Below are 18,034 nucleotides of genomic sequence, written 5' to 3' on the forward strand. Positions count from 1 at the left end.
GCGAAACGGCAGCGCCTGGCGCTTTTACCGGCGTTCCACCCGTAGCGCGTCGACCACCAGAGAAAATGCCGGGGAGGGCTGTCGCCGGCTCGGGTAGTAGAGGTGATATCCGGCGAAGGGCGGGCACCAGTCTTCGAGCACCCGTAGCAGACGTCCCTCGGCGAGGTGAGGGGCGAACTCTTCTTCCGGCAGATAGGCAATGCCCACGCCGCCGACGGCGGCATCGGCGACATGGACGGTGGTGTTGAACACCAGTTGGCTATCCACGCGCACCTTCAGCTTCTTGCCCCGCCGTTCGAACTCCCAGGCATCCACGCCGCCATAGGTCGGGAAGCGGATATTGATGCAGCGGTGCGCCACCAGGTCGCGCGGCGTCCTGGGGATCGGGTTCTCGGCGAAGTAGGAGGGCGCCGCCACCACAGCCATGCGCACGTCCGGGCCAATGGGGATCGCGATCATGTCCTGGTCCACGGTTTCGCCAAAGCGCACGCCCGCGTCGAAGCGGTCGGCGACGATGTCGCGGAAGCCGTAGTTGATATCGAACTCGAGCCGTATGTCCGGGTATTCCCGCAGCAACGGCATCAGTTTCGGCAGCAGCGTCGTCTTCACGATGTGATCGCCACAGGTGATGCGGACCGTTCCGGCCGGCTTGTCGCGTAGTTCGGTCAGCGCATCCAGTTCGGACTCGATTTCGTCGAAGCGCTGACCGATCGCCTCCAGCAGGCGCTCGCCGGCAGCGGTCAGCGAGACGCTGCGCGTGGTGCGCGTCAGCAGGCGAATCTTCAGCCGCGCCTCCAGCCCGGAGACAATTTGGCTGACGGCCGACTGGGTGACGCCCAGGTGCGCCGCCGCCCGCGTGAAACTTCCTTCCCGCGCGACCACCACGAAGGCCATGAGGTCGTTGAAGTTGTGCCGGGCCATGCTGCGCTCCATTGAACTGATTAGCAGAATTTATAACCGCTTTAAGCATTCATTACCTAATCAGCGGCTCCCGCTTTGGTGAAAATATGACCAGTCCTTCGCTGCCTCTGGTGGGGAGGGGATTTCTCCAGACAGGGGCCGCGTCGCCCGCCAGCCGCAAGGGAAGATCCAATGAAAAGACTCGTCGTGTTGCTTGGACTTCTGATCAGTTCGTTCGCCGCAATGGGAGCCGATATGTCCAGGGGTGCAGACAATTTCTACAAGAGCGACAAGGTGACCGTGCAGAAGGTCACCTTCAAGAATCAGTACCAGATGGATGTGGTGGGCAATCTCTTCGTTCCCAAGGGCCTGGACCCGAACGGGAAGAGCCCTGCCATCGTCGTCGGCCATCCGATGGGCGCCGTGAAGGAGCAGAGCGCCAACCTGTACGCGCAGAAGCTGGCCGACCAGGGCTTCGTGACCCTGTCCCTGGACCTGTCCTTCTGGGGCGAGAGCGAGGGCCAGCCGCGCAATGCCGTGCTGCCCGACCTGTATGCCGAGGATTTCAGCGCCGCGGTGGACTTCCTCGGCACCCGCTCCTTCATCGACCGCGAGCGGATCGGCGCGCTGGGCATCTGTGGCAGCGGCAGTTTCGTCATCAGTGCGGCGAAGATCGACCCACGCATGAAGGCGATCGCCACCGTCAGCATGTACGACATGGGCGCGGCCAATCGCAATGGACTCAGGCATTCGCAAACGCTGGAGCAGCGCAAGCAGGTGATCGCCGCGGCAGCGCAGCAGCGCTACGTGGAATTCACCGGTGGCAAGGCGCTGTACACCAGCGGCACGGTGCATGAACTGACCGCCGACACACACCCGATCCAGCGCGAGTTCTACGACTTCTACCGCACCCCGCGCGGCGAGTTCACCCCGGCCGGCTCCTCGCCGGAGCTGACCACGCACCCGACGCTGAGCAGCAACGCCAAGTTCATGAACTTCTACCCGTTCAACGACATCGAGACCATCTCGCCGCGCCCCATGCTGTTCATCGCCGGGGAAGAGGCGCACTCGAAGGAGTTCAGCGAGGAGGCCTACCGGCTTGCAGGCGAACCGAAGGAGCTCTACATCGTTCCTGGGGCGGGGCACGTGGATCTCTACGACCGGGTGGAGCTCATTCCCTTCGACAAGCTGACGCGGTTCTTCCGGGACAACCTGAAGTAAGCCGCCGAAGGGCTGTCATTCTCTTCTGGTCGTCATCCTTCCCACACTCCCGCGTGGGAAGGATGAGGCGATCTTGTCGCCTGCCGATGGCTCAGATGCTTCGGGCAGTCCATCGAGGAAGGCGGCAACCTGCCGGGTACCGCGCAGGTGCACCACGGGCACTTGCGGCCCCGTGGCCAGACGCGCGGCCTCGATACCCGGGCGGTAACCGCGATCGAAATGCCATACGAACTTCAGGAAAGTCAGGAATTCCCGGTCGAAATTCTCTCTGCAGCCCGCTGCAAGGTCAGGTCGAGGACGGTTCATGACGCTACGCATGAGCACTCGCAGTAAACAGGTCAGCCGCGGCGTATCGAGCCAGATGACCAGGTCGGCGCGGGGCAGGCGCAGGTCGAAGGTGCGCCGGGCATAGTTGCCTTCGCAGACCCAGGCATCCGTCGCAACCGCATCGCGGACCCGTTCACGGAAGTGCTCAGCGTCGGGCTCGACCCAGCCGGGTTTCCAGAACAGCGCGTCCAGATGCACCACCGGCAAGCCAAGGCACTTGCCCAGGGCGCGAGCGAGGGTGGATTTGCCGCTGCCGGCATTGCCCAGAATCACAATCCGTTGCATGGAGACTTCCTGTCGCGAAAAGGGGCGGCGATTTTGAGGATTTTCGCCGGCCTGTCAACGGCGATCGGTCCTAACCGCTGGTTAACCCTTCAACGCGGCTTCGATCGCGGCGATATCGATCTTCTGCATGCCCATCATCGCTTCGAACGCGCGCTTGGCCGCCGCTCGATCGGGACCGGTAACCGCGGCCGTCAATACGCGTGGCGTGATCTGCCACGACAGGCCCCATTTGTCCTTGCACCAGCCGCATGCGCTTTCCTGGCCGCCGTTTCCAACAATCGCGTTCCACAAGCGGTCCGTCTCGGCCTGGTCGTCGGTCGCAACCTGGAACGAGAAAGCCTCGTTGTGCTTGAACGTTGCCCCTCCGTTGAGCCCAAGGCAAGGAATGCCCATCACCGTGAACTCGACTGTCAGGACATCGCCCTGCTTGCCCGCAGGATAATCGCCAGGCGCGCGATGGACAGCGACCACGGCGCTATCCGGGAACGTCTCGGCGTAGAACGTTGCAGCATCCAGCGCAGTGCCGTCATACCAGAGACATATCGTGTTTTTGCTGATCATCCTGGTTCTCCACGATTGGGACTGATGCATGGATTCTAGCTACGCAGCTGGCTTGGAGCGGGGACAGAGCATGTCGCTTCCCGCTCCGTTGCTGCCGTTCAAAGAATGGTGGACAAAAGAGCGTTGTCCACCCTACGCCACTCCAACCATCCGCGTAGGGTGGAAAACTGCGAAGCATTTTCCACCAGGAGGTTTCCAGGCTGCCTCGCTAACCGGTAGGCGACAGAGACGCGACAGGCAGAGATCGACCCTTACCTACCTGTCGATTCGGCCAGGAATCGGCTAGGAGCGGACGACTGAAAGGTGCCGAACTGGACTGTGCGTATGCAACGATTCTGCGGTAAGGGCTACGGCGAAGTGCTATGTGCCAAGCCCCAAAAAACCGACCGCGAAGGCAAATACAAAAGTCAAAGAAGCCCTCTAACCAAATGACCAACGCATCGGCCAAAGATGATACTCACAGAAAAGCCTTGCATTGCTTTCGGAAAAGTATGCTTTACAAGATGGGGGAATATCCCGGGGACAGCTCTTTTCTCACACGTTACCGCTCAAGCCAGCAGCGATGTATAGCGCCGAAGGTCTCGGTCCCTTTCACCACGAACGGCATCGAAGAAGCTCTCGCGACGATCATCAGGCACCAGTGCGGGAGGCGGGTCACTGAACATCCTTGAGGTCGGCGAGGAACGAAAGATCGCCGGGAACTCCTGCATCTTACCCGTCAGCTGCACCACTCCCTTCGACGACTTCGTGTAGGAGCGAACGAAGGTCATTGTTGCGCCATTGGCATGGGATACCGCGGCAATCAGTTTCCCGGCTGCACCTTGCTCTGTAACCGCATCGATGGGCTCAGATCCCGAGATGATCGCGTACGCCTCGGGCTTCAACTGGTGGACAAGCTCATGGCACAGGTCGTAGTACCGCGCGCGGTCATTCATGATGGGATCGAACCACCAGTACCCGTCGCGGAAGAAGAACATGCAGCTTGGGCACAGCTCGTAGCCATGCGTGATCATGTTCGCGAGGGTGCAGAACTGGGCGGCAATGGTGGGCTTGTACCTGCTTGTGTGCTGCTGCACGTGACGATCTCCGAGGCACGGGGCGGCGCCATCGTGGCATACTAGTCAATTGTGCGCCAGCCAGGCTCGGTGCGTCCCTGGAGGGACGCTGACCACCGCGAACGCTTGCCTGAGCTAGGCCGCCGCTGCCATTTCCCGAGGCACCAGGACCAGTCGCCAGTTGCTCTCCGCATTCCCGCGATTCTTCATCTGCACCAGCATCCACCGGCAGCACCTGGCTATTCTCTGCCGCTTGCTTCTCTGGTCCAATCTCGCACTCAAGCCAAGCCCAATCACCCATCCGCAAACAACTCCACCATCAACTGCCTCAACCATCGGTTGGCCGGATCACGGTGATATTTCGCGTGCCAGAACAGGTTGATGTCGATCTCCGGCAACTGGACCGGGTGGGGTAGGGCGATCAGGTCGAAGGGCTCGATGCAGGAGTCGGCGAAGCGTTCGGGGACGGTGGCCAGCAGGTCGGTTCGCTGGAGGATGTGGCCGACCGCGACGAAGTGCGGGACTTCCAGGCGGATGTCGCGTTCGATGCCCAGTCGCGCCATGTGCGCGTCCACCTCGCCGTGACCGGTGCTGGCGGAGATGACCCGCACATGACCGTAGGCGCAGAAACGCTCCAGGGTCAGCGGCTCGCGGGTGGCCGGGTGGTTGCGGCGGCACATGCAGACGTAGCGGTGGTGGAACAGCCGGCGCTTGTGGAAGCCGGCCTGCAGGTGCGGCAGCAGGCCGACGGCGAGGTCGACGGTGCCGTTCTGCAGGGCTTCGATCAGGGTCACCGAGGTATTGCGTACCGTGCTGATCCGGCATTTCGGCGCCAGGCGGGCGAGGGCGTCCATCAGGCGCGGGGTGAAGTAGATTTCGCCGATGTCGGTCATGGCGATACTGAAGGTGCGCTCGCTGGTTGCCGGGTCGAAGCTGTCCTGCCGGCTCAGGGCCTCGCGCAGGGTGTGGATCGCCAGCGAGACTGGCTCGGCCAGTTGCTCCGCATAGGGTGTCGGCTCCATGCCCTGGTAGGTGCGCACGAAGAGGTCGTCCTGCAGGGCGCCGCGCAGGCGCTTGAGGGCGTTGCTGACGGCCGGCTGGGTCAGGCCGAGGTTGTCCGCCGCGGTCGATACGCGTCGGTCGACGAGCAACTGGTTGAAGACCACCAGCAGGTTCAGGTCCAGATCCCGGATATCCATGAAACCTCTCGCATGGGCAGGTCTGTAGGAATATTCATACCCATGATAATCCGTATGCGGGTCGCTGCATTTATCAATATTCCTGCGCCCGCCATGATGGCCTCACTCCAACAACAACCATCATGGGTACGAACATGAGCAAGAAGCCTGCCTTGCGAGTCGGCATCATCGGCGGCGGTATCTCCGGCGTCGCCCTGGCACTGGACCTGTGCCGCCATTCCCATCTCGACGTCCGCCTGTTCGAGTCCGCACCGGCCTTCGGTGAAGTGGGCGCGGGGGTTTCCTTCGGCGCCAATGCGGTCCGCGCCATCGCCGGGCTGGGCCTGGCCGAACCCTACGGGCAGGTCGCCGACCGTACGCCGGAGCCCTGGCAGGACGTGTGGTTCGAGTGGCGCCGCAGCAGCGATGCCGGCTACCTGGGCGCCAGTGTGGCGCCAGGGGTAGGGCAGTCGTCCGTGCACCGGGCGGACTTCCTCGATGTGCTGGCCAGCCGGCTGCCCGAGGGCATCGCGCAGTTCAACAAGCGCGCCGCCAGCGTCGAGCAGCAGGGTGACGAAGCCCGCGTGCTGTTCACCGACGGCAGCGACTACCGCTGCGACCTGCTGATCGCCGCGGACGGCATCAAGTCCGCCATCCGCAACCATGTGCTCGAAGGGCTGGGCGCCGCTCCGGTCGCTCCACGCTTCAGCGGCACCTGCGCCTATCGCGGCATGATCGACAGCCTGCGCCTGCGGGAAGCCTACCAGGCCGCCGGCATCGACGAGCACCTCGTGGATGTGCCACAGATGTATCTCGGCCTCGACGGCCACATCCTGACCTTCCCGGTGAAGCACGGACGCATCATCAACGTGGTGGCCTTCGTCTCGGATCGCAGCTCACCGGCACCCATCTGGCCGAAGAATGCGCCCTGGGTACGCGAGGCCAGCCAGCGCGAAATGCTCGATGCCTTCGCCGGCTGGGGCGATGCCGCGCGCGTGCTGCTGCAGTGCATTCCCGCGCCGACCCACTGGGCGCTGCACGATCTCGCCGAGCTGCCGGGTTACGTGCACGGCCGCGTGGCGCTGATCGGCGATGCCGCGCACGCCATGCTGCCGCACCAGGGCGCCGGGGCGGGGCAGGGGCTGGAGGACGCCTACTTCCTGGCCCGCCTGCTCGGCGAACCGCAGCTGCGCGCCAGCGACCTGAGCGCGCTGCTGGAAAGCTACGACGCCCTGCGCCGCCCGCGTGCCTGCCGGGTACAGCGCACCTCCTGGGAGACGGGCGAGCTGTACGAACTGCGCGATCCGGCAGTCGGCTCGGACGAACAGGCGCTGGGCGCGACCCTGGCCAGCCGTTTCGACTGGCTGTGGAACCACGACCTTGATGCCGACGTGGCCGAAGCCCGCGCGCGCCTGGGCTGGGCGACCCTGAGCGACTGCGCCTGACAGTCTCGTTTACCGGGCGCGCCACCTGGCGCCCCCGGCTCCATAACAATGACAAGAAGAGCCATGCCATGCGTACCATCGACGTTTCCGCCCTGCTGGACGGGGCCCGCTTCAATGCCTTTCATGCACGCGTGCTGTTCTGGTGCGCGCTGATCATCATCTTCGACGGCTATGACCTGGTTATCTACGGCGTGGTCCTGCCCGCGCTGATGCAGGCCTGGGGGCTGACGGCACTGCAGGCCGGACTGCTCGGCAGCTGCGCGCTGGTCGGGATGATGCTGGGAGCGCTGTTCTTCGGTCCGCTGTCGGACCGCATCGGGCGACGCAAGACGATCATGACCTGCGTGCTGCTGTTCAGCGGATTCACCGTGATCAACGGCTTCGCGCGCAGTCCCGAGGAGTTCGCGCTGTGCCGTTTCATCGCCGGTCTCGGCATCGGCGGGGTGATGCCGAACGTGGTGGCGCTGATGAACGAATACGCGCCGAAGAAAATTCGCAGCACCCTGGTCGCGGTCATGTTCAGCGGCTATTCGGTGGGCGGCATGCTTTCCGCCGGGCTGGGCATGTTGCTGATGCCTGCCTGGGGCTGGCAGGCGGTGTTCTTCGTGGCGGTGGTGCCGCTGCTGGTATTGCCGTTGCTGGTGCGCCAGTTGCCGGAGTCGCTGAACTTCCTACTGCGCCAAGGGCAGGTCGACCGGGCCCAGGCGCTGCTTGCCCGCGCCGTTCCGGAATATGTACCCGGTGCGGGCGACAAGTTGAACCTCGCCAGCGGGCAGGCGGACAAGGTCGCCATCGCGCAGCTGTTCCATGACGGCCGCGCGCTGAACACGCTGATGCTCTGGCTGGCGTTCTTCTGCTGCCTGCTGATGGTCTACGCCCTGAGTTCGTGGCTGCCCAAGCTGATGAACGCCGCCGGCTACGGCCTCAATTCCAGCCTGGCGTTCCTGCTGGTCCTGAACTTCGGCGCCATCTTCGGGGCCATCGGCGGCGGCTGGCTGGGCGACCGCATCGGGCTTGGCCGTGTGCTGCTGGCGTTCTTCGCCATTGGTGCGCTGGCCCTCAGCCTGCTCGCGCTGAAGTCGCCGCTGTCGGTGCTGTACCTGCTGATCGGCATCGCCGGAGCCTGCACCATCGGCACGCAGATTCTCGCCAACGCCTGCGCCGTGCAGTTCTACCCGGCGCACATCCGTTCCACCGGGCTCGGCTGGGCCATGGGTATCGGCCGCATCGGCGCGATCATCGGCCCGCTGCTGGGCGGGGCGCTGCATGCCGCGCAATTGCCGCTGCAGGTGAGTTTCCTGGCCTTCGCCTTGCCGGGGCTGGTCGGTGCTGGCGCGATCCTGGTGTTCATCTCGCACCGCCCGCGCCTCATGGTCCACGTTGCCGAGCGGCCGCTCGAATCCACTGCCGGCTGATCGGCTGCCGCTGCCCCACGTCCCTGTGGGGCAGCGGTGGATCACCACTGATGGCTGTAGCTGGCGGTCAGCACTGTGCCCGGAGCGGGCAGGTGACTGGTGGTGTTGTTATTGCGCAGCAACTGGCTGTACAGCGGGTAGTAGTCGCGGTTGAACAGGTTCTGGATGCCGAGGCCGAGCTTGTCCGCTTCGCTCAGGCGGTACTCGCTGATCAGGTCCACGGTGGTGTAGCCATCCACGTCGCGGCGGCCGAAACTGGCCTGGCCGTCCAGGCGGTAGTCCTCGCTGGCGAAGTAGGTCGCCTGCAGGCGGTTGCTCCAGACGTCCGTGGGCTTGAGCTGCACGTAGGCGGTCAGCTTGAGCGGCGGGATGCGGTAGCCGGTCATGTCCTGCCAGTCGCCGTTGTCCGGCTTCTCGCGGCCTTTCATCCAGGTGAAGGTGCCGCCCGCGCCCCAGACTTCGTCGAGCGAAAGCCAGTCGGCGCTGCCTTCCACGCCATAGATGCGCTCCTTGGTGCGGGTGAGGATCAGGCCGTTGTTGAAGCTCTGCACATCGCCCAGCTTGGAGGTGGTGTAGAACAGCGCCAGGCTGCCCAGGGTCTGCTCGCCCAGCGCACCACGCCAGCCCAGCTCGTAGTTGTTGGTCTTCACCGGCTCCAGGTCCGAGGAATCGATATCGAAGCCACGCCGGGCGTTGCGCAGCTGGATGCCGACATCCGGCAGCTGGAAGCCCTGGCTGAAGGCCGCGTAGATTTCCTGGCCGGCCACCGGCGAGTAAACCACGCCGATGTTGGAGAGCACTGCGTCATAGTCGATCTCGCCGCCCTGCACGGTGGCCGGGCTGGCGTTATGGATTTCCGAGAGCGGGATGAAGTCGTCGAACTCGGCGGTGGCGTATTCGTAGCGCAGGCCGCCGTCGATCGACCACTGGTCGTTGAAGCGGTGCTGCAGCTGGGCGAAGGCGCCGGTGCTGAGAGTGGTCAGCTCGGGCATGTAGGTGAGCTTGCTGGTCTTCTCGAACACCCGGCCGCCGCTGGCGTCGTAGAGGGCCGGATCGAAGATGTCCAGCGGCATGTCGCTGCGCTCGCGGTTGAGGTCGCCGCCCCAGACCAGCTCGGTGGCGTCGCTCAGCGGGGTGCGCAGGGTCAGGCGGCTGCCGAAGACTTCGCTGTTCTGCATGACCTGGTCGACGAAGCGGCCGCGGGTGGCGACGCCGCGGGCGTCGAACGGGGTGAAGCGGGTGAAGTAGTCGCGGTAATAAAGCTGGGCGGAAAGCGCGCTGCCGAGCACGTCGAGATGGCTGTATTCGAGGTTCGCCAGGGTGTTCCTGATGCGGTTCTGCTCATCCAGTTCGAGGCCCTTGAGCGGCCTGGCCGGCACCGAGCCCGGCGGCAGGAGGGCTACCGACGGGTCGGAGGCGTAGTCGGTGTCCTGCTTTGCGTCGTAATGGCTGGCGGAGAGCTGGATGCGCTGCTGGTCGTCGATGCGCAAGCCGAGCTTGCCGCCGATGTTGTAGGTGTTGGCGTCGAACAGGTCGCCCTGGCTGGGTTCGGGCGCGATGCGATGGCCGTCGGCGTCGAAGGAGCCGCCGATATGCCGGGCGCCGAAGTCCAGTGCGTAATCCATCTGCCCCTGCGCGCCGGAGAAGTGCTGCTGCAACTGGCCGCCAAGGCTGTCGTTGTCCAGCTGGGTCAGGGACGAGGTGGCATCCAGGCGGGTTTCCGCGCGGGTCTCGCCGCCCGCCGGGCGTGTGGTGATGTTGACGATGCCGCCGGTGGCGCCGGCGCCGTAGATGGCGCTGCTGCCGTGGATCACTTCGATGCGTTCGATCAGCGCCGGGTCGATGTTCGCCAGGTTTCGCGCGGAATCGCGGTTGGTGTTCAGCGGAATGCCGTCGACCAGAACCAGCATGGTGCGACCGCGCAGCGTCTGGCCGAAGTCGGTGATGGTGCGGCTGGAGTCCGACATGCCGGGAACGCTCTTGGCCAGCAGCGTGGCCAGGCTGTCCGAGCCCTGGCGCAGTTCGTCCAGCTGCTCGCGCTCGATGACGTTCACCTGGCGCACCTGCGGCACCAGGCTGCTGGCGGTGCGCGAGGCGGTCACTTCCATGGCGTCGAGTTCCACCGGCTGCGCCATGGCTTCAGTGGCGCCGGCTGCCGGGACCTGGCCGGGCACCACGACATAGGTGTGCTCGTCCTGCTGCTGGACTTTCAGTCCGCTGTTGCCCAGCAGTCGCTCCAGTGCTTCCTGCGGTGTAAAGCGGCCGCGCAGGGCAGGGGTGGTCTTGCCGGTGGCGATGTCGCTGGAGAAGAGAATCTGCGTGTCGGACTGCTGCGCAACGGCGTTCAGCGACGCTTCCAGCGAAGCTGGCGGAAGGTCGAAGTCGATTTCAGCGGCCTGCGCCAATGAGGACAGGCCGAGCAGCAGGCTGCTGGCCAACAGGGAAAGGCGCCGGGTGGGGTGATTCACTGGTGGGTTCTCCGGGAAATGTGGGGCGTTCCTGGAGATAGCCATCACAGCCTCCGCCGAACCCTACCTGCAAGATGAAAATTATTTTTCCGCGTCGCGGCCCAGCAGATGCACTGCTCCATCGTTTTCCCGGGAAACCTTGACGGGAAGGATTTGCGGCAGCAGGGCGAGCAGGCTGTCCGGCCGGGCGCTGTCGAAGACGCCGGACACCGGCAATTCCGCCAGGCGCGGATCGTCGAGGTGGATGGGCGCATCCCGGTAGCGCTGGAGGGTCGCCAGCACTTCGCGCAGCGGCGTGCGTTCGAACACCAGGCGGCCGTCCTTCCACGCCGCGACCTTCTCCGCATCGACCCGCGTCGGTTGGCCGAGCTGGCCGGCGTGCCCCCGTATCTGGTCGCCGGGAAGCAGGTTCGCGCTCGCACCGTTGCCGCGCACGACCACCTTGCCTTCGGCCACCGTCACGCGCACATCGTCCCGTTGCCGGTCGACGTTGAAGCGGGTACCCAGCACTTCGACTTCGGTGGCATCGGCGCTGACCCGGAACGGACGGTAGAGGGCGGGGGAGACGCTGAACAGCGCCTGGCCGGCCCGCAGTTCGACCCGGCGGCTGCGCAGATGCCAGCTGACAGGGATGCGGCTGGAGCCATCCAGCGTGACATGGCTGCCGTCCGCCAGATCGAGCACCTGCCGCTGGCCGATGGCGCTGCTGTAGTGCTCGCTGCGGTAGGCCGGGTCCAGCCAGGCCAGGCTGCCGGCGGCGACGCCGAGCACGAGCAGGGCGCCCAGGGTGGTGGAGCGGCGTTTGGGCTTGGGCTGCGGCAGCGGGAAGCGCTTCTTCAGCTCCTCGCGGTGACGGGCGAGGGCCTCGTCCGCCAATGGGGCGTCATCCTGTTTGCGCAGGCTCATGCGTGGGACTCCTGCCAGCCCAGATGCGCACGGCACGCCGCCATGCCCAGCCGGAGGTGTTTTTCCACGGCCTTCAGCGAAATGCCCATGCGTTCGGCGACTTCCGCCTGCGGGAGTTCGTGGATCTTGTGCATGACGAATACCATCTGGCAGCGCGGCGGCAGGTCGGCGATGGCGTCGCACAGGCGGTCGAGTTCGCTCGCCGCCTCATGCTGACGTTCCGGTGTCGGCCTTGCGCAGACGATATCCGGCAGTTCCGCCTGGTCATCGACCCAGGCCTGGCGCCGTCGCTCGCTGCGATAGAGGCTGACGGCGCGATCATGGGAAATCTTGCGCAACAGCGCCAGCGGTGAGCGTACGCCGTCCTTTTCCGGCTCTTCCAGGAGCTGCACACAGACGTCGTGGACCACCTCGCGGGCGAAATAGCGGTCGCCCAAGCGTCGACGCAGGGAGTCGACCAGATCGTCGTAGTGACGAACCAGCGCGGCAACCAGGGTTGGCTTGGGCGAGTCGAGAGGCAAGGGGAGCCTGCTGCAGGGCGAAGTATGGAAAGCCGGCGAATATAAATGAGAAGTCTTTCTATTTGAAGGCCAATTCTCTGGCCATTTGCCAAATGGCGGCTGCGGATATCACAGTTCGGGAATGGCTGAGGCGAGAATTGCCGCAGCCTGGTGTCAGTCGAAAGACTTCAGATCAGGCGATCGGAGGTAACCACATGAGTGCCCGGCCTGGCGGCGATGGCGGCATCGAGCAATGCCGCGGCGATCCGCTCGGCCGGGTTCAGCCGCCAGCCCTTGGGCAACACCGGCCCCAGCAATGTGAGAGCGAGTACCGAGAGACGTTCCCCCGGCCGGAATTCAGCACGGTGGCCACCGATGAGCCCGGGCCTCACGAACGTGAGCGACGGGAAACCCAGCCTGGCGAGGTCACGCTCCAGTTCGCCCTTGACCCGGTTGTAGAAGAAACGCGAGCCCACATCCGCACCGATGGCGGAATTCAGCACGTACGTCGGTGTCCCGGCGTGACGCGCCAGACGCGCAACAGCAAGAGGATAGTCATGGTCGACGCGGCGGAAAGCCTCCTCGGAGCCAGCCGCACGCATGGTGGTTCCCAGCGCGCAGATCACGGCGTCGACCTGCCACCAGTCGGCGTCATCCGGCAGGTGGGCGAAGTCCACCTGGACGGTGCGCAGCTTGGGGTGATCCGCCAGCGTACGCCGTGCGAGGACCACCACACTGGAAACACGGGAATCGGCCAGCGCCTGGCTCAGCACATGGCTTCCTACGAGTCCGGTCGCTCCGACAATGAGCAGTTTCATGGTTACGCCCCCTGGCTGATCACGGCTTGAGCTTGAGACTCTTCACCGAATGCGCTCGTTGTTCGTCGAGCGAGTTGTAATAGGTGTTCTGCGTAGTGCTCAGGCTATTGTGGCGCAGGTCGGCCTGCAGGTCCTTCATGTCCCGGTGTGGCGCGTCGAAGGTCGCCGAGGTGTGGCGCAGCCAGTGCAGTGAAGCCGAGCGCAGTTGGTCCCGCTCATCGTCGCTCCAACCCTCGTCGGCCATGCGGGCGAGCGCACGGTCGAACACTTCTTGCAGCAGCAGGCGGATATGCCGGTCGGACAGCCCACCACGGCCCTTGAGCGTCGACAGCAGCGGCTGCTTGTCATGGGGCGAGGGCAGGGGAGGCAGCCCCAGATGGCGGCGATAGCGGGTGAAATAGGTCTGGATATAGTCGTCGCGAACGCTGACCTTGGCAGCCTTGTTGCCTTTGCCGACGACGTGGAACCACCAGTTACCCGCGGTATCCCGGCGGAAGTCGCCCATGGTGGGTTCCCAGTTATCGCGGCCGACCAGATCGGATACGCGCAGATACATCGAGAACAATGTGGTCAGGATAAACAAGGTGCGCTCATGGACTTCATCTTCATCGGCCATTCGTTCGGCAGTTTCGATGGCATAGCTCCATTGCAGTTGCGTAAGTGAACGACCGGCAACATCCAGCGTGTTGCGCTGCTTATATATGGACTTCTGTTTGACCGCGCGGAACGGGTTGACTTCGGTTAGTCCTTCATCGATCGCGTGCTGGAAGAAACTTCCGCAAACCGCGAATACCTGCGCCACCGAACCCTGGGACATCTTGTAAGGGCGCTCATGGGCTTCGCCCAGAGATCCTTCCGCAATCTTCCGGTCGCGTTTGGACACCGTCACACTGAAGGGCCGCCAGGCATCGTTGACCTGCCAGGTGTCGGACTCCAGCTTCTTGCGTCCACCAAGACGAACGAAGCGGGACTTGATCACCGGACCGACCCAATCCGCTGGCGGTTTCAGACAGAACTCCATGAAAGCCTCGGCATCGCGCCGGCGCAGCTCCAGCAGGGGTTTCCGAGCGACCAGCAGGGCCCATAGCAACAGGCGTTCGACGTGGGTTCGGTAGGAATTGAAGGTGGTTTCGTTGCCGGCATAGGACTTCAGGAATCCACGAACAGCCAGATAACCCTCGACGGCCTGGCTATCGTCGGCAAAGCCGGTCAGGTATTCGCGCACAGCGGGAAGTTCCTCACTGAGTTGCATGAAGTTCAACTCGTGAAAACGGCTGTAGGTCTCGAAAAGCGGCTGGATATCTTTCGACATGGATAAGTTCAGTGCGGGAGGATCAGGCCGATCCTGATTCAGGTGTACTGCATTATATGCAATATCCGGGTCTGGTGATTATCGGATATTACATATTTTTCAATGAGATAGATTTGAGTCTTGAGAGTTTGCATTAAAGCACACTCTCGCTCGGCTACGACCTTTGGATGCTCGATAAGTGAACGTTACAGGGATAACGGCTTCGGCTTGCAACCTGGCCTTGGGAAAGTGTTTTTCGCACATTACCCGTCGTTGAATACGGCATCCGTCAGACTCCCGAGGTCTCTCCAACGTGAATGCGGAACTTGGAATCTCCGCAAACGAAACCATCAGAGCAAAGCCAGCACATCAAAACCCGATCCTTGAATAATCCGTGGCACGTTTCGACTCCTGTAGTTCGTGCAGCCGCATAAAACAGCGAGCCAAGGTGCGGACTGAATGGCAAGAGAGCGTCGCGGCAGCATGGCGGATTTTGAGGAAAGGATCGACGCAGACGTCAACGCAAGAGCGCCAGGATCTGAAGCATTAGAGTATGAAGAACGGCGACGGATATCTGAGGACAACGAACTGAACAGCAAGCACAGAATAAGGATGCGTCTGGCGAAATCCCTCTGGCTCGGCTGCTCCTGACTCAATACGTAGCTTCGCATAATGTATATTATGGTAAATGTCATATGCGCGTAAGTCAGCCGTACCCCGTTGGTTACAGCGCACCGAACTAAATCCTCAAATTGGCAATGCCCCATCCTCTCGCACTCGATCCTTGTCCGCTTGAAATTGGTGCACGACGGAAATGCGGTCTAGCCTGACCTGTGTTTCGCAGTACCTATAACGAGATCTTGCAGCACTAACCGTGATTCGGCCTTTGGCAGCGTTCTTTGCAGTGGAACTGGGCTTACCAGCACCCGGAACAGCCGCGGCTGATACAAAAGCGTCGCTTTGAGCACCGATAAGGGCTTCCATGGCTACGAACGTACCAACCCGCGATCAGTACCGTGCACTCGGCCTTTCCACCCTGGCCTTCACACTGTGCTTCGCCGTATGGACGCTGTTCTCCATCCTCGGCCTGCAGATCAAGAACGAGTTCGGGCTCACCGACACCCAGCTCGGTCTGCTGATGGCGACACCGGTGCTGACCGGTTCGATCTCGCGAATCTTCCTCGGCCTGTGGACCGACCGCTACGGCGGCCGCTGGGTGTTCGGCCTGCTGATGCTGGTTTCCGCCGTCTGCGTCTACCTGCTGACTTTCGCCGACAGCTTCCCGATATTGCTGGTCGCGGCGCTGGGCGTGGGCCTGGCCGGCGGCGGCTTCATCGTCGGTACGGCCTACACCGCCACCTGGTTCGAGCCGAGCCGCCAGGGTACGGCGCTGGGCATCTTCGGTGCCGGCAACGTCGGTGCCGGCCTGACCAACCTCGCCGCCCCGCTCCTGCTGCTGGCCTTCGGCTGGCGCGGCGCCGCCCTGGTGTATGCGGCGGTGCTGGGCAGCATGGGCATCCTGTTCATCCTGCTGGCCAAGACCGACCCGCAGGCCGCCACCCGCCAGGCCCGCCCGATTCCGCTGGCCGAGCAACTGGCGCCTCTGGCCGAGCTGCGTGTCTGGCGCTTCTCGCTGTACTACTTCTTCGTATTCGGCGCCTTCGTCGCTTTGGCCCTGTGGCTGCCGCACTACCTGATGGAGGTGTACGGCCTGGGGCTGGCGGCCGCTGGTTTCGTCGCGGCGCTGTATACGGTGCCCGCCTCGCTGTTCCGCATCCTCGGCGGCTGGCTGTCCGACCGCTACGGCGCGCGCAAGGTGATGTACTGGACCCTGGGCATGTCGGTGCTCTGCACCTTCCTGCTCAGCTATCCGCCGACCCGCTACGCGGTCACCGGGATACGCAGCGAGATCGAGTTCTCGATGACCCTCGGCCTGGTCGGTTTCACCCTGATCATCGCGGTGCTGGGTTTCTTCATGTCCCTGGGCAAGGCGGCGGTGTTCAAGCACATCCCCACCTATTACCCGGACCACGTCGGCGTGGTCGGTGGCCTGGTGGGCATGATCGGCGGCCTCGGCGGCTTCCTGCTGCCGCTGACCTTCGGCATGCTCAACGACGTCGTCGGCATCTGGCAGAGCTGCTTCATGCTGCTGTTCCTGATCGCCGCCGGCGCCCTGCTGTGGATGCACTACGCGATCCGCATGGCCGAGCGCCTGGAATGGGCCGAGCACCGGGAAAGCCGAGACCTGCCGGAGCTGTCCACCCCCAGCAGCTTCGTGCTGCGCGAATGGCATCCGGAAGATCCCGCTTTCTGGGAGCAGACCGGCAAGCGCATCGCCACCCGCAACCTGTGGATCTCCATCCCCAACCTGCTGCTGGCCTTCGCCATCTGGATGGTCTGGTCGGTGGTAGTGGCCAAGCTGCCGCTGGCCGGCTTCAACTACAGCGCCAACCAGCTGTTCTGGCTGGCCGCCCTGCCCGGCCTGTCCGGCGCCACCCTGCGCATCTTCTACAGCTTCATGGTGCCGATCTTCGGCGGCCGGCGCTGGACGGCGCTATCCACTGCCTCGCTGCTGGTGCCGGCGCTGTGGATCGGCTTCGCCGTGCAGAACCCGCAGACGTCCTACCTGGTGATGCTGATCCTCGCGCTGTTGTGCGGTCTGGGCGGCGGCAACTTCTCTTCGAGCATGGCGAACATCTCGTTCTTCTTCCCCAAACAGGCCAAGGGCGCCGCCATGGGGCTGAACGCCGGGCTGGGCAACCTGGGCGTGAGCGTCATGCAGTTCCTGGTGCCGCTGGCGATCACCATGACGGTGTTCGGCAGCCTGGGCGGCGATCCCCAGATGACCACCGAAGGCACCCCACTGTGGCTGCAGAACGCCGGCTTTATCTGGGTGCCCTTCATCATCGTCGCCACCCTCGCCGCCTGGCTCGGAATGAATGACATCGCCAGCGCCAAGTCGTCGTTCAGCGACCAGATGGCGATCTTCAAGCGCAAGCACACCTGGCTGATGAGCGTGCTCTACACCGGCACCTTCGGCAGCTTCATCGGTTTCTCCGCCGGCTTCCCGCTGCTGGCCGGACACCTCTTCCCCGATGTCGACGTGCTCAAGTTCGCCTTCCTCGGCCCGCTGATAGGCGCCCTCGCCCGCGCCTTCACCGGCGGCCTGGCGGACCGCTTCGGTGGTGGCCGCATCAGCCTCTGGGTGTTCGTCGCCATGGCCGCCTGCGTGTTCGGCGTGCTGTTCTTCATCGCAGGCAAGGACCAACCGGGCGCCTTCTGGGGCTTCCTGGCGATGTTCCTGCTGCTGTTCTTCTTCTCCGGCGTGGGCAATGCCAGCACCACGCAGATGATTCCGGCGATCTTCCGTGTCCAGACGCCACGGCTGTTCCCCAGCCTGCCCGCCGAGCAGCAGGCGCTGCAGAGCGAGAAGGAATCCGCCGCCGCAGTGGGCTTCATCTCGGCGGTGGCGGCCTACGGCGGCTTCTTCATTCCGAAGTCGTTCGGCAGTTCCTTCGACCTCACCGGGGGCCCTGAATGGGCGCTCTACGGGTTCATCCTGTTCTACCTGCTGTGCATCGCGCTGACCTGGTTCTTCTACACCCGCCGCAATGCCGAGGTGCGCTGCTAGCCATTACCGCGCGCCACCAAGGAAAGGAGGAGA

14 protein-coding genes are annotated in these 18,034 nt (G+C 63.8%); 4 read left to right on the forward strand and 10 right to left on the reverse strand.

The genetic code is table 11. From position 1 onward, the window contains the following. Window positions 1-24: 24 nt before the first annotated feature. Window positions 25-921, reverse strand: a complete 897-nt coding sequence (locus JFY56_RS00565) for a LysR family transcriptional regulator (protein WP_208311544.1) — start codon at window positions 919-921, stop codon at window positions 25-27. Between the two features lie 171 nt (window positions 922-1,092). On the opposite strand from JFY56_RS00565, the gene JFY56_RS00570 reads away from it, so the two are divergent. Next, a complete protein-coding gene (locus JFY56_RS00570; RefSeq protein ID WP_208311545.1) occupies window positions 1,093-2,121 on the forward strand; it encodes an alpha/beta hydrolase in 1,029 nt (342 codons plus the stop codon). 15 nt (window positions 2,122-2,136) lie between these two features. On the opposite strand, the gene JFY56_RS00575 is transcribed toward JFY56_RS00570, so the two are convergent. The 4 genes from JFY56_RS00575 to JFY56_RS00590 form a co-directional block, all read right to left on the reverse strand. Continuing rightward, on the reverse strand, window positions 2,137-2,733 hold the full coding sequence (locus JFY56_RS00575; protein WP_236032377.1) for a P-loop NTPase family protein: 597 nt from the start codon (window positions 2,731-2,733) through the stop codon (window positions 2,137-2,139). An 81-nt stretch (window positions 2,734-2,814) separates the two neighbouring features. Then, window positions 2,815-3,294 (reverse strand): VOC family protein, encoded by a 480-nt coding sequence (locus JFY56_RS00580; protein WP_208311546.1) that lies wholly within the window; start codon window positions 3,292-3,294, stop codon window positions 2,815-2,817. A gap of 548 nt (window positions 3,295-3,842) precedes the next feature. Then, window positions 3,843-4,370: a hypothetical protein gene (locus JFY56_RS00585; protein ID WP_208311547.1), complete on the reverse strand. Its 528-nt coding sequence runs from the start codon at window positions 4,368-4,370 to the stop codon at window positions 3,843-3,845. A gap of 272 nt (window positions 4,371-4,642) precedes the next feature. Next, entirely contained in the window at window positions 4,643-5,548 is a 906-nt protein-coding gene (locus JFY56_RS00590) for a LysR family transcriptional regulator (RefSeq protein ID WP_208311548.1), read from the reverse strand. 134 nt (window positions 5,549-5,682) lie between these two features. Here JFY56_RS00590 and salA point away from each other — a divergent pair, with 134 nt between their 5' ends. Together salA and JFY56_RS00600 are read left to right on the forward strand one after the other, a co-directional pair. Further along, the gene (salA, locus tag JFY56_RS00595) at window positions 5,683-6,972 is read left to right on the forward strand and encodes a salicylate 1-monooxygenase (protein ID WP_236032378.1); all 1,290 of its coding nucleotides are present in this window, start codon (window positions 5,683-5,685) and stop codon (window positions 6,970-6,972) included. Between the two features lie 68 nt (window positions 6,973-7,040). Further along, window positions 7,041-8,387 (forward strand): MFS transporter, encoded by a 1,347-nt coding sequence (locus JFY56_RS00600; RefSeq protein ID WP_208311550.1) that lies wholly within the window; start codon window positions 7,041-7,043, stop codon window positions 8,385-8,387. Between the two features lie 41 nt (window positions 8,388-8,428). Here JFY56_RS00600 and JFY56_RS00605 read toward each other — a convergent pair whose 3' ends face one another. From JFY56_RS00605 to JFY56_RS00625, 5 genes are all read right to left on the reverse strand, one after another. Then, window positions 8,429-10,900 (reverse strand): TonB-dependent siderophore receptor, encoded by a 2,472-nt coding sequence (locus JFY56_RS00605; protein WP_208311551.1) that lies wholly within the window; start codon window positions 10,898-10,900, stop codon window positions 8,429-8,431. 36 nt (window positions 10,901-10,936) lie between these two features. Then, window positions 10,937-11,761 (reverse strand): FecR family protein, encoded by an 825-nt coding sequence (locus tag JFY56_RS00610; protein WP_208311552.1) that lies wholly within the window; start codon window positions 11,759-11,761, stop codon window positions 10,937-10,939. Continuing rightward, complete coding sequence (locus JFY56_RS00615) at window positions 11,758-12,282, reverse strand: RNA polymerase sigma factor (protein WP_208311553.1); 525 nt, start codon at window positions 12,280-12,282, stop codon at window positions 11,758-11,760. The genes JFY56_RS00610 and JFY56_RS00615 overlap by 4 nt, the downstream gene beginning before the upstream one ends. A 167-nt stretch (window positions 12,283-12,449) precedes the next feature. Continuing rightward, a complete protein-coding gene (locus JFY56_RS00620) occupies window positions 12,450-13,079 on the reverse strand; it encodes an NAD(P)H-binding protein (protein WP_208311554.1) in 630 nt (209 codons plus the stop codon). 19 nt (window positions 13,080-13,098) lie between these two features. After that, the gene (locus JFY56_RS00625; RefSeq protein WP_208311555.1) at window positions 13,099-14,391 is read right to left on the reverse strand and encodes a tyrosine-type recombinase/integrase; all 1,293 of its coding nucleotides are present in this window, start codon (window positions 14,389-14,391) and stop codon (window positions 13,099-13,101) included. A 961-nt stretch (window positions 14,392-15,352) separates the two neighbouring features. Here JFY56_RS00625 and JFY56_RS00630 point away from each other — a divergent pair. Further along, the gene (locus JFY56_RS00630) at window positions 15,353-18,001 is read left to right on the forward strand and encodes a nitrate/nitrite transporter (protein WP_208311556.1); all 2,649 of its coding nucleotides are present in this window, start codon (window positions 15,353-15,355) and stop codon (window positions 17,999-18,001) included. Window positions 18,002-18,034: the final 33 nt, after the last annotated feature.

The organism is Pseudomonas schmalbachii, from assembly GCF_017589465.1.
GTDB classification, from domain to species: domain Bacteria; phylum Pseudomonadota; class Gammaproteobacteria; order Pseudomonadales; family Pseudomonadaceae; genus Pseudomonas; species Pseudomonas schmalbachii.